At 55.9% G+C, this 13,039-nt stretch carries 10 protein-coding genes; 1 reads left to right on the top strand and 9 read right to left on the bottom strand.

The window, feature by feature from the left end; genetic code table 11:
- Window positions 1-5 precede the first annotated feature (5 nt).
- From LB453_RS09260 to wbaP, 9 genes are all read right to left on the bottom strand, one after another.
- On the bottom strand, window positions 6-758 hold the full coding sequence (locus tag LB453_RS09260; protein WP_103794055.1) for a glycosyltransferase family 2 protein: 753 nt from the start codon (window positions 756-758) through the stop codon (window positions 6-8).
- A 64-nt stretch (window positions 759-822) separates the two neighbouring features.
- Window positions 823-1,740, bottom strand: a complete 918-nt coding sequence (locus tag LB453_RS09255; protein ID WP_103794434.1) for a glycosyltransferase family 2 protein — start codon at window positions 1,738-1,740, stop codon at window positions 823-825.
- A gap of 81 nt (window positions 1,741-1,821) precedes the next feature.
- Complete coding sequence (locus LB453_RS09250) at window positions 1,822-3,024, bottom strand: acyltransferase family protein (protein ID WP_103794056.1); 1,203 nt, start codon at window positions 3,022-3,024, stop codon at window positions 1,822-1,824.
- 32 nt (window positions 3,025-3,056) lie between these two features.
- Entirely contained in the window at window positions 3,057-3,779 is a 723-nt protein-coding gene (locus tag LB453_RS09245) for an SGNH/GDSL hydrolase family protein (RefSeq protein WP_103794057.1), read from the bottom strand.
- Window positions 3,780-3,792: 13 nt separating this feature from the next.
- Complete coding sequence (locus LB453_RS09240) at window positions 3,793-4,929, bottom strand: EpsG family protein (protein WP_103794058.1); 1,137 nt, start codon at window positions 4,927-4,929, stop codon at window positions 3,793-3,795.
- A 239-nt stretch (window positions 4,930-5,168) separates the two neighbouring features.
- Window positions 5,169-7,346: a tyrosine-protein kinase Wzc gene (gene wzc, locus LB453_RS09235; RefSeq protein WP_103794059.1), complete on the bottom strand. Its 2,178-nt coding sequence runs from the start codon at window positions 7,344-7,346 to the stop codon at window positions 5,169-5,171.
- 12 nt (window positions 7,347-7,358) lie between these two features.
- A complete protein-coding gene (locus LB453_RS09230) occupies window positions 7,359-7,793 on the bottom strand; it encodes a protein tyrosine phosphatase (RefSeq protein ID WP_103794060.1) in 435 nt (144 codons plus the stop codon).
- A gap of 8 nt (window positions 7,794-7,801) precedes the next feature.
- On the bottom strand, window positions 7,802-8,941 hold the full coding sequence (locus tag LB453_RS09225; protein ID WP_033750198.1) for a polysaccharide export protein: 1,140 nt from the start codon (window positions 8,939-8,941) through the stop codon (window positions 7,802-7,804).
- 293 nt (window positions 8,942-9,234) lie between these two features.
- Window positions 9,235-10,668, bottom strand: a complete 1,434-nt coding sequence (wbaP, locus tag LB453_RS09220) for an undecaprenyl-phosphate galactose phosphotransferase WbaP (protein ID WP_103794061.1) — start codon at window positions 10,666-10,668, stop codon at window positions 9,235-9,237.
- A 796-nt stretch (window positions 10,669-11,464) separates the two neighbouring features.
- Between wbaP and LB453_RS09215 the strand changes: the two genes are divergently transcribed.
- Entirely contained in the window at window positions 11,465-13,039 is a 1,575-nt protein-coding gene (locus tag LB453_RS09215; RefSeq protein WP_103794062.1) for a TerC family protein, read from the top strand.

The following is a 13,039-nucleotide window of genomic DNA, read 5'->3' as shown; positions in this document are numbered from 1 at the left end:
TCCTGTTATCGATGCTTGAGGGTAAACAGCACGCCGTTCACCATATACCAGCCGTAATAGTAATAGATTTTTAAAGGATTGTTTTTATAGATAATTCTTAATAATTCCAGGTGCCATTTCGCCGCTTTATTCTTGTTGCGCGAAAGGGAATCGCCTAATTCGTAGTAGTTGACGAGGATGCTCTGGATCACGCGCGCCTGTTTATATCGGGTGAAGAGTTCGTAGAGGAACAGGAAATCTTCGTGCCCTTTACGCTGGAAGAAAATGCCCTGCGGCGGGCGGCGGAAGCAGACCGAGGAGAAGCAGACGCGATACTGCTTCTTCACGAAGTTTTCCTGCTGCAGATAGGGTTTGCTGTAGGTAATGTCGTGATCGGCGTTTTTGGTTTTGTAGTGATATTCGGTGATCACAAAATCGTCGCCGGCGGCGATAGCGGCCGCCTGCTGCGCCAGCTTGTCGACGTGCCATTCGTCATCGCTGTCGAGAAAGGCGATGATCTCCTCTTTCGCCGCGCGCAGCCCGACGTTACGGGTCTCCGCCGCGCCGAGGTTCACCTCGTTGTCGAGGATGGTAATACGCGGATCGTTACAGTGCTCGCGCACCAGCGCCAGCGAATCATCGGTAGATTTGTCGTTGATCAGGTAAAGGTGCCAGTCCGGCCAGGTCTGGTTCATTACCGACTGCACGGCGCGTAAAACCGTCTGGCGAGCGTTATACATCGGCATCACAATGCCTACGGTGCCAACATGATTCGTCATATTCATACCTGAATAAAAAAGTGTCTTTCCGGGAAAACGCTCCCGCACTGGGGAGCAAGAAGAGTCAGGAAACCGCTTTCTCACCGCCCAGCCGCGCCCTTAACTTGTCTTTCACGCGGTTAAGGAAGTAGGCCTGGTTATCTTTGTTGGTGAGAAAGAAGTAGCGCGCAAAGGTCAGGCTCGCCATCAGCGATTTGCCGTCCATTTTGTAGCGCAGCGGCAGCTTAAACGCCTTGTAGGTGTCGATATCGCGCGCGGTCAGGTGCGGCTTCATGGCATCCAGCCAGAAAAGCGAATATTTCACCGATTCGCCTTTATGTTTGGATCCAAATTTCGTGACCAGATGGTAGGTGGCGAGCGGGCGCGCGATCATCACAAACTCATAGCCGAGGCGATCGGCGCGAATGCAGAAGTCGTAATCCTGATGGCGGATGTAGCGCGTATCAAACTGGATGCGCAAGGCGTCCTCGCGCTTCAGCACGATGGTGCTGGTCTGGATAAAGCCGTAACAGCCGAAAAGATATTCCGCCACGGTTTCGTTCTTGCCCGGCGACTGCATCGGCATCACCTTCAGGAAGCTGCCGTCCTGATAGATGTTCACCTGGCTGTAGATCACAAATTTGCTTTTGCCCTGCGCTTCCAGCTGCTCGATTTTGCGGCTGGTCTCAAGCAGCTTATCGGCGTGCCACTCATCGTCGGCGTCGAGAAAGCTGATGTAGTCCCCTGTCGCCAGCTCAATCCCTTTGTTGCGCGCGCCTGCGCCGTTCAGTTTCACCTCGGAGAGCACCAGGTTAATGCCCAGCTCCTGATAGCGCTCGCTGTTGACTACCTCCGCCAGGGCCGCCGCATCGGCGGATTTGTCGTCAACGATAATCACTTCGAAATTGCGGTAGCTCTGCGCCTTGACGCAATCCAGCGTCGCGACGATCGACTGCGACGCGTTATACGCGGGGATTACAATGGAGAAACGAATGTCCTTCATGCCAGTACCTCTTAAAAACAGGGCTGAAATCGATAAAAAAACGGACTGCGTGCCGCGCGGCGCCGGACGCAGTCCCGTCAATCAGTAAGGGTTACCGGAGCGATCCTGCTTTGTCGGCGCCACCTCGGCCGCCACCTTCTTCTTGTTGCTGCTGCCGATAAACGGCTTTTCAACATAGAGATAGGTCAACTTCGCCACGTAGAACGAGAGCACGAAGAACAGCGTGGAGATCAGGGTATAAGCCACCATGTTGTGCGGCACCATGCTCTGCGGGATCTGCTTGATGAAGTAGAGCACCACGCCGTGGATCAGATAGAGGCTGTAGCTCACCTCGCCGATCGACATCAGGGTTTTGTTCTCCAGCATCCCCAGCAGGTTATTGCCGCTGCTTACCACGAAGAAGATCGCCGTCAGGCAGCAGAGGAACACCAGATACCAGAAGGCGTTGCTGGTGAAGGCGAGCGCGAAAATCGCCAGCAGGATGCAGGCCACCCCCGCAACGCGCGACTCTCTAAAGCCCACCAGCCGGTCGCGCCAGATGTAGGCGAAGTAGCCCATGGCAAAGCCCAGCACCGGACGCGGGTCGGTATAGGTTTTGCCCCACAGGCGCAGCGCCACGGCGACGCAGAAAATTGCGCCGATAGAGCCAAGGATCAGCAGGGTTTTATATTTGCCGCGGGTGGCACGGTTCACCACGAAAATCAGCGGAATAGAGAGATAGAGCAGCCACTCAAGACGCAGCGTCCATTCCACGCCAGCGTTAACGTCAGCGGTGAGAAAATCACCCATATGATAGCTGCCGACGAACAGCAGCCAGAGCACGGCGTCGGTAATGCTGTGCGCGTCGATCTGCAAATCGCCCTGCACCAGACCGACCAGAATGATCACCAGCCCGGAGAACCAGAACATCGGCACGATGCGGCGCACGCGCGACTTCAGCAGCTTCCAGGTGAGCTGGCTCGCCGGCATGCCGTCGTTGTCCAGCCAGCGATAGAACAGAAACGCCGAGATCATAAAGAACAGCAGCACGCCGAACTTGCCGGCGTTGACGAAAAAGTTGCCTTCGGAGAACCAGACAAAGTAGTCCTTATCGAAGATCCAGTTGCCGTCCAGCGAATAGAGATAGTGCACCAGATGGGAAAAGGCGACGATGCTGGCCAGCAGCGCGCGCAGCCCGGAGATGCTCTTAATGCCGCTGCCGTTATAGACATCTTTATGGAAGCCGGTCGCGCGCAGAATAAGCAGCGCCAGACAGAACGACACCACCATGATTAATACATACATGACAACTCCTGAAGCCCAGAGGGAAGTTGAATTTAGCTACCCGGCTGCGCCAGCTGTTTGCCGAAGCTGGCGCTGATGACGTCGAAGGTCTGCTGCGCTTTTAGCTTATAAAGCGATTCGGAGGGATGAATGCAATCCGCCGACATGCCGCTCTGCCAGTCGCGCTGCGCCTTAATGGCCGACCACTGCTTCACCACCGGCACGCCTTCCGCCTTCGCGACCGCGTTAAGCTGATAGACGTAGGGCCAGACATTCCAGCGCTCGACTTTGCCGCAGATAGGGTTAGGCTCCTGCAGCACCACCAGCTTGTTGTGCGCCTTCGCCTCTTTCACCAACGCGGTCATAATGCGGCCGTACTCTTCCGGGCTTTCCAGATGGGCGTTCTTGTCTTTAAAAAAGTAGTGACGCGCATCGTTAATGGCGTAGTTAAGCAGGATCAGCTGCGCGCTGGAGTTCGCCATGCGCTCGCGCCAGGGGCTGGTATCGTCGGTGCCCTTCTTGTAGAGCAGCTCCGCCGCCTGCGCCCCCGGCACGCCGTGGTTTTTCACCTCAATAGCGCTGCCATATTTGCTCTGCAGCATTTGCTGCAGATAAGCCATCTCGTTGCCTGGCGCGATAATATTTTTTCCGCCAGAGGAGGTGACGCCCGCCGTGGTGGAGTCGCCGTAGGCGTCGATAATAAATGCGCCGCGATCGGCGGCCTGCGCGAAGCAGGAGAGTGAAAGGATCGCTGCGGCAATAAGTGATTTAGTCATGTTACCTCCCCGGTTAATGGAACAGCCTGAATCCCTGAGCCACTTCATAGCCGACTACGGCCTGCTTCAGAGAAATCGTGTTGTAGTAGAGGTAGTAGACAAGGAAGAAAGCGAACATCGCGAACATTGCCGGCTTGAGTATCGGACGCACCTGATAGACCAGCGAGGCTAAAATAATCGGCTCGACCTGCAACAGGTAGTTGGAGAGGCGCGCGCCCGACGAATAGTTATAGAAGAAGATGCGGATGCCGCCGCCGATGGCGAAGGTCAGCACCAGCAGGTAGTTAAGGCGATACTGCTGGTAGTTATACTTTTTAATCTCGTTACTCAGCAGGAAGTAGACGAAGATAAACACCAGCATGATGTTTTTCAGGTTCGATACCGAGAAGATACTGCCTTCACCGGTATTGGAGGTCTCGTTGCTGTAGCCTTCCGCCCTCTCCCCCAGCGATCCCAGGTGTGCCGAAATCAGCGAGATAAAGCTGGTGCCGCCAACTTTTGAGGCGGGGATACTCAGCAGGATAATCGCCACCGGCCACCAGCGCGAGTCGCGGATAAACAGGAACGGCACAATGGTCACCACCATTACCGCGGTGTTGTGGCTGAAAAACGACAGCAGGGTAAAGGCGAGCGCCATCCAGTAACGCTTCAGATAGATATACCAGATCACGCCGAGAAACAGCGCCGAACTGAGGCCGAAGCGGATCTGGTTCATATCTTTGTTAATAAAGATATGCGCCGAATAGAGCGCCAGCGCCAGAATGGGATAAGGCGACATCTTTTTAAAGAAGACGGCGTTAACCGCTACCGCCAGCAGGCAGAAGATAAACAGGAAAACGTCGGCGTTGTGTGACACCAGGCTGGTGAGCCAGGCCAGGCCAAAAATCAGCGGTTCATAGCGGAAAAAGGCCACTGTGTTGGCGAAGCCGTTAACCTGAATGCGGTTGATAAAGTCGGCGAAAAAGCTGCGGTACTGATAATCATCCATGCCGGTGCCGAGGCCGCGGATACCGCCAAACACCACCAGCGTCGCAGCGGCGATGCAAAGCAGATAAGTCAGGATGTGCGTGGTGCGTTCGTCTTTTTTCAGCAGGATTTCTACGATCGAAATCAGCAGCAGAAACCCTGATATATACCAATATGGAGCCATGGTGTGATTCCTTAATTCCACACGTTGCCAGCTCGACAGGCGTTTACGCCTTCTGCGTAAAGCCGCGCCTCAAGGCGCCTGCCTGTTGCTGAACCATTCTGTTATGGGCGCCCGCCCGGTTATGCGTGTTATGCGTGGCGTCTGGCGCGAAACACAGAATCACCTGTGTACATCGTTGCGTGTCGTCTTTAAGAGACGATAAAAAGGGGCGGTCTCGCCGCCCCGTTAATCGTCAAAGTTTAGCTTTTGGTCGGCTTGCCATATTCGTAGTCGTAATAGTCGTAGCCATACCCGTAGGCGTTGGCGGCTTTACGCACCACGGCGTTCAGAATCACGCCTTTGATCTCGATACCGTTCTGCGCGAAGCGCTTGAAGCTGACGTCGATCTCTTTGGTGGTGTTGGTCTCAAAGCGCGCCACCATCAGCGAGGTGCCCGCCAGCTTGCCGATAATCGAGGCGTCGGTGACGGCCAGAATCGGCGGCGTATCGATCAGCACCAGGTCGTAGTTCTTGCTCGCCCAATCCAGCAGCTCGCCCATGCGGCGGTGCATCAGCAGCTCCGACGGGTTCGGCGGCACCTGGCCGCGCGGCAGGAAGTCGAAGCCGTATGCGCCGCGCTGGATCATCGCCGGGGTAAACTCGGTTTTGCCGGAGAGCACGTTAGAGAGACCAGACTTGTTCTCCGCACCGATCAGGTCGTGGGTATAGCCGCGACGCATATCACCGTCGATAAACAGCACGCGCTGACCCGCTTTCGCCACCAGCGTCGCCAGGTTGGCACAGATAAAGGTTTTACCAATGCCTGGGCTCGCGCCGGTGATCATCAGGATGTTGTTCTTCGCTTCCATCATCGCGAAGTGCAGGCTGGTACGCAGGCTACGGATCGCTTCGATAGAGAGGTCGGTCGGGTTGCCCAGCGCCAGCAGCGTTTCGTGCGGATCGGTCTTCACTTTATGACCGCGACGCGCCAGCGCTTCGGTGTCTTTCTTACGCTGCCATTCAGAGAGCGGCACGCTCGCATAGACGTTCATACCCAGCTCTTCCAGCTGTTCCGGGTTCTCGATGCCGTGATGCAGCAGCGCCTTCAGCAGTACCAGACCCACAGAGACAACCAGACCAAACAGCAGGCTGGCGACAATAATCAGCGCTTTCTTCGGCGCGACCGGCGCGTTAGCCGTTTCAGCGTTGTCGATGATGCGTACGTCGCCGACGGTGCTGGCTTTACTGATGCCCAGCTCCTGCTGACGGTTCAGCAGCTGCATGTAGATCTCCTGACCCGCCTGCACGTCACGCGTCAGGCGCAGGATCTCTTGCTGCGTCTGCGGCATCTGGGAGATTTTCTTGTTCAGCTGCGCCTGCTCGCCTTCCAGCGTTTTGCGTTTTTCCAGCAGCGCGCGGTAGGTCGGGTGGTCTTTGGTGAACAGCTGCGACACTTCAGCTTCGCGGAAGGTCAGCTCGTTGAGCTGGCTCTGCACGCTGACGGAGGAGTCGAGCGCTGATTTCGCTTCCAGCGACATATCCACCGATTCGTTCTGACGACGGAAGGTGTTCAGCTTGTTCTCAGCGTCGTCCAGCTTGGCGCGCACCTGCGGCAGCTGGTTGCGCAGAAACTCGAGGCTCTTCTCAGCCTGCTCAGATTTGCGCTCGACGTTTTGCAGCAGATAGTTGTTGACGATCTGGTTCAGCACCTGGCTGATGCGCTCCGGATCTTCGCCGACATACTGCAGACCCAGCACGCCGGTGTCTTTGCCCTTGTCAGCAACGGTCAGGTTCGCCAGCACGGAGTTGATCGCCTGCAGCTCGTTCAGCTTGGTGACGGTGAAGCTGGTGCCCTCTTCCGCCTGGATGCCGCTGACCAGCATAGTGATTTCGCCATGCTGCTCCAGACGACCCACCTGGCCTTTAAACAGCTCGTCGCCATCTTTGGTCACGGTATAGGTTGTCGGGCTGTTCACTTCCAGCTCAACGCTGCGCTTGTCGACGGTGCGCGGGATCTCCAGACGCGAGATAGCGATCTGCGCCGGTTTATTGCCCATCAGGCGCGACAGACCTTTACCGATGATCGGGAAGTATTTCTGCTCCACCACGGTGTCCAGACCGAGATCGCTCACGGTCTTGCCGATCACCATGCGCGATTCCAGGATCTGAATCTCGGTGTCCGATTCCGGCGTCGCTGGAATGATGCTTTGCAGATCGGAGAGCACGGTGCTGCTGTTCTTCTGCTCGACCTGCACCATGGCGTCAGCGCTGTAAATCGGCGTTGCAAAAAGTGTGTAGAGCGTTCCCACCAGCATAAAGAAGGCGGTTACGGCGACAATGATCCAGCGATGATCGATCAGCTGTCCCAAAAGGTGGCCAAGATCGAATCCTGTGGACTCCTCTCTTGGCGCGGTCATAACCTTATTTTTAATATTCATGGATAATCCCAACTATCGGCTTAATACGTTGACCCATTTCTGGGTAGCGTTTTCCAGTAACCCGTAAACCTCTTCAAAGGCCTCACGACTTTTTCTATACGGATCCGCGATTTCCTGTTGGTTGAGCCAGTGCCCAAGCAGCATGGTTTTTCCGCGCGCGGCTGGATCGATGCGATTGACCTGTTCGATATGACGTTTTTCCATCACCAGAATCAGGTCGAAATCGCGGCACATACTGGCAGTGAGCTGCTGCGCGTGATGCCCCTCCAGCGAGAGGCCATGGCGTGCAGCCACCTCGCTGGCGGTTTGGTCCGCCGGATAGCCCTTGAGGGCACCAAGCCCCGCCGAGGCGATGCGCTTTTCCGGCAGCGCGCGCTTCAGTAAGCGCTCTCCGGTAGGAGAGCGGCAGATGTTGCCGACGCAGACCACTAACACGGAGGTAATCATGGCTTAACCTAGTTCGACCAGTTGCGGAAACGCAGCGCCGCCTCGCTCGCATCGTTGATGCCGGCGATGGTCGGCAGCAGCTGCGAAATCACGCGGTTCCAACGCGTCAGCGGCGTCGAGGTGACATACACGATATCGTAAGGTTCAAGTTGGAATTCGGTACCCATGACCATCGCCGCCGCATCTTTGGTGTTCAGCTGATAGATGTTGGCGATCTTGGTGCGGTTGGTGCCGCGAATCGGACGGATAACGAACACGCCGGTGGCGTCAGCGGCAGTCTGATCCATGCCCTGCGCGTTGCCCAGCGCTTCCGCCAGCGTCATGCCGCTGCGGTCCATTTTCAGCGTCGACTGCTGACGGACTTCGCCCATAACGAAAACTTTCAGGTCGTCGTTGCGCGGCACGTAAAGGATGTCGCCCGGGTAGAGCAGGTGGTTCTGGCTCAGGTCGCCGTTCTGCATCAGCGCCTGCAGCGAGATGCGCTGCTCGGTGCCGTTGTGCGTCAGCACCACGTTGCGCCAGTCGGCATCTGCCGCCAGACCGCCCGCGGCGTTGATGGCGTCCAGCACCGTCAGCGGCACGTTGGTGATCGGCTGCTGACCTGAGGTGGTCACCGCGCCGGTCACGTAGGTTTTCTGCGACTTAAAGGAGGCGATGCTGACGTCAACCTGCGGGCTCTCGATATACTGCGCCAGGCGACGCGCAATCTCACCGCGCACTTCGGTGACCGTGCGGCCAACGACGCGGACTTTGCCGATATAGGGGTAGAAGATGGTGCCGTCAGAGTGTACCCAGTTGCCGGTGTCGCTGGCGCTGCGGTACTGGCCAGCCGGCGTCGTCAGCTCCGGGTGATCCCATACGGTTACGTTAATCACGTCGCCGATGCCGATGCGGTATTCATAGTTCTGAATTTCGTTCTGCAGCCCTGGGTTAGCTTGCGCCACTAGCGGCTTGGGACGCATCTGCTCAACCAGGCGCGGCGTTAACGGGAAGACATTGACATACTTATCGATGTCATAGTTGCTGTCCTGCTGCTCAACGACATCTTTTCCGCTAGTGGAAAGGTGCTGGCCTGGAACAACCGTACACCCTGAGAGAAATGTGGCGGATACCAGCATGGGTATCAATTTCGTTTTGATTGTAATCATTTAGATCTTCGCTATCAGTTATTGATTGATAGAGGCGAAAACGCCGCTGTGTAAGCGCTGAAAAAAAATAAACTCGCCAGCCTAAGCACTGAAAATGCCTGTCATTATCACTTGCTCCCTAACTCTTTTTTGTTGCTACCGTTAACAGATGAATAAGCAAACGCATGCGTTGCGTTCCACCCGTTAACGGCTTCCTTCAGCCACGATAATGGCGGCTATCGCCAATGACGTTGCCAGCAGCGGCGCTTGAAATCAGGGAGCGTCTGAGCTTCGCTCCCCGCACTCGCCTGCTATCAATACGCCCCATCGCGCTTCAGTACGACACCAACCGTTTTGAACAAAATGGCGATATCGTTCCACAGCGACCAGTTTTTTACGTACCACGAATCGAAATAGACACGCGTTTCGTAATCAACGTCGTTACGACCGCTGACCTGCCACAATCCCGTCATGCCTGGCTTCGCCATCAGATAGTAGTCGACATCCCCGGCATAACGGCAAAGTTCATCTTCAATCACCGGGCGCGGACCGACGAGGCTCATGTCGCCGCGCACAACGTTCCACAGCTGCGGCAGTTCATCCAGGCTGGTTTTGCGGATGAAGTGGCCGACCTTAGTGATGCGTGGATCGTTTTTCAGTTTGAAATCTTTATCCCACTCGGCGCGCGCCACGGGGTCGGTGCGCAGCACCTCTTCCAGCACCTCTTTGGAGTTGATCACCATCGAGCGGAACTTCAGGCATTTGAACTTGCGGCCGTTCATGCCGACGCGTTCATGTCCGTAAATCGGCGGTCCACCGTCGCGGCCGACCAGAAAGCCGAGCACCAGCAGCGCAGGCAGCAGCATGATAATAATCGACAGCGCGCCGACGATATCGAATGCCCGCTTCAGGAAGCGCGAGGTGCGCTTCGCCAGGTTGTTATTCACGCGCAGGATCATCACTTCATGGCTGAAGATGTAGGCCATGTCGGTGCCGTAGAGCGGCACGCCGCGCAGCGTCGGGATAACAGAGACCGAGCGGCAGTTGTGCATCGCCAGGTTCTTCAGCCATACGTCGCGATACTGGCTCTGCTCAAACTCGACCGCCACGATAAACTGCGTTTCGCTGTGGGTCAGGTTCCAGAGTTCGGCCTCTTCGCGCAGCACCGGCACGCCGGAGATGCTCGCCTGCGGGCAGCTGCCGTCGACGTCGTAAAAGGCGATAACGTCGAAGCCCATCACCTCTTCGCTCTGCAGCGCCTGCCAGGCTTCCTGCGCGTTCTTGCTGCTGCCGATAATAATGGTCTGCTTTTTCCACAGGCCATAGTGATTAAGCATATGTTTGACCACCGCGCGCGACAGCGGAATCAACACCAGCGCCAGCACCCAGGTCAGCAACCAGACGAAGCGCGACATTTGCCACTGTGACAGCGCGGTAATCGACAGGTCGATAATAGAAAAAATAAGAATGGTACGAAAAACTTCTTTCAGCTCGAACCAGAATGGTTTGCGGTAGGTAAAGTGACGCAGCCTGACCCAGAACCATCCGACGCAAATTACCGACAGGAGAATATGCGTAGCTATTTTCAAATTCAGATCTTTTTCAGAAATATCTGCCAGCGGTGAATCAGACATCATATTAATTAACGCCAGCGCGATGAATAATGCTGCGTTAAAACAAATTAAATCCGAACCTGCCAACAACAATTTAGTGAAAAGACTTTTAAACGTAATTTCAGTATCGCGCATATTTAACTCTTTATTTTATTTCCTTTAACCCGTGACGCCCTGAGCTGTGTAATAATTGAGCGAACCAGTCTCTCGTCGACATATGCGTAACTGAGGGGAGTTCCAGGGTACGTCTACACCCGTTTCCTTAGTAAAAAACAGGAAAATCGTGATGAATACCAACAGATTACTCTGACTTACCTGTGGTGACGCACTGATTATTTTCTAAACGTAAAAGGCGTTTCAGGCACGCTACCGCCCTTGGCTGTCGCTGCCAATACCGCTTTTGATATCCTGTTTCCGGCCTGCTATTCCCGGACCGGTTGCCTGATGCATACCCACGGGGCAGATCACAATTCACAACATTAGGTGCCAAATCAGTGGGCGAATATCAACATAAGCGCAGACTTTTAACAGCACGTTGCTATACTAGTTATTACTGGCTTCTTTACAAGTAGGCCCCGCTGTCCCCTGACTATTTTAGGAAAAAGACTACCAGCCATTAGTATTGAGGCCCGCCAACCGGTAAAAATGAAAGTGCAATACCCTGCGCAAAAATCAGATTAATGCCATATTCGCGACGCTAATAAATTCTTCAGATGCCGCCCTCTCGTCTTAATCAATTCATCAGTTATTCATCGCGCCGCCATCTTCGCATTTACCTGATTCTGACAAAATGGTGAAACAAACCTGGCACTACCCTCTCATTATTCCCTGATAAGGCATGGCACCCCGGTCGCCATCCCCTGTTGTGCCCTGCCCCCTGCTCCACTATCCTCAGATTTTACTGACTTCGATATATTCAGGCGGCTAAGGCATGTTGGAGGTGTTTGCGGATCCCTCGCTATGGGCGGGGTTAATTACGCTAATCGTTCTTGAACTGGTGCTGGGGATAGACAACCTGGTATTTATCGCCATTCTGGTGGAAAAGCTGCCTGGCAAAGATCGCGACCGGGCGCGCGTTATCGGTTTACTGCTGGCGTTACTCTGTCGCCTGCTGCTGCTGGCCTCCCTTTCCTGGCTGGTCACGCTGACGCAGCCGCTGTTTACGCTGCGGGGCCACCCCTTTAGCGCGCGCGATTTGCTGCTGCTGCTCGGCGGACTCTTCCTGCTGTTTAAGGCCACAACCGAGCTGAATAGTCGGCTGGAGGGTGAGGATCACGCGGATAATCAGCAAAAGCGCGGCGCTAAATTCTGGCCAGTCGTGGCGCAAATCGTGGTGCTGGACGCTATTTTCTCGCTGGACGCGGTGATCACCGCCGTCGGCATGGTCAGTGAGCTGCCGGTGATGATGACGGCGGTTACCATCGCCATTCTGCTGATGCTGCTGGCCAGCAAGCCGCTGACGCGCTTCGTCAACCGCCATCCCACTATCGTTATTCTCTGCCTCAGCTTCTTGCTGATGATCGGCTTCAGCCTGGTGGCGGAAGGGCTTGGCTTTGCGATCCCCAAAGGCTATCTCTATGCGGCGATTGGCTTCTCTATCGTTATTGAGGCGTTCAACCAGCTGGCGCAGCGCAACCGGCGCCGCGCGCTGTCGGCCGGGCGTCCGCTGCGCCAGCGCACCGCAGAGACGGTGCTGCGGCTGCTGCGCGGCGAAGCGGAACATGCCGAGCTGGATCCGCAGAGCGCGATGATGCTCGCCGACAGCGACCGGCAGGCGCTGTTTAACCGCCAGGAGCGGGTGATGATCGCGCGGGTGCTCAACTTCGCCCAGCGCCACGTCAACAGCATCATGACCTCGCGTCACGATATCGAACATATCAATCTGGACGACGACCCGGCGGAAATTATGGCGCGCCTCGACCGCAACCAGCATACGCGCCTGCTCATCACCGATCAGAGCAATGAACTGCTGGGCGTGGTGCACGCCATCGACCTGCTGCATCAGTCGCTGCATCACCAGTCGCTCGATTTGCGCGCGCTGGTGCGTCAGCCGCTGGTGTTTCCCGAGCGGCTGACGCTGCTGCAGGCGCTGGAGCAGTTCCGCCAGGCGCGCACCCATTTTGCCTTTGTGGTAGATGAATTCGGCTCGGTCGAGGGGGTGGTAACGCTGAGCGATCTGATGGAAACCATCGCCGGCAACTTACCCCTTGAGGGGGAAGAGATTGATGCCCGCTACGATGTGCAGGCGCAGGGCGAAGGCCGCTGGATCGTCAACGGCAATATTCCGCTTGAGGATTTAGCGCTCTACGTCAGGCTGCCGCTGGATGAGCGACGCAGCTACCACACGCTGGCGGGCCTGCTGATGGATAGCCTGCAGCATATTCCTGAAGAGGGGGAAACCCTGCAGGTCGGCAGCTATCTGCTGCGCACGCTGCAGGTGGAGAATCATCGCGTGCAGAAGGTGGAGATCCTGCAGCAGCCGCAGGATCCCGATTACGAGGTGTGA

It is taken from the genome of Pantoea agglomerans, assembly GCF_020149765.1.
GTDB lineage: Bacteria > Pseudomonadota > Gammaproteobacteria > Enterobacterales > Enterobacteriaceae > Pantoea > Pantoea alvi.
This window is presented reverse-complemented; position numbering and strand designations above follow the sequence as displayed.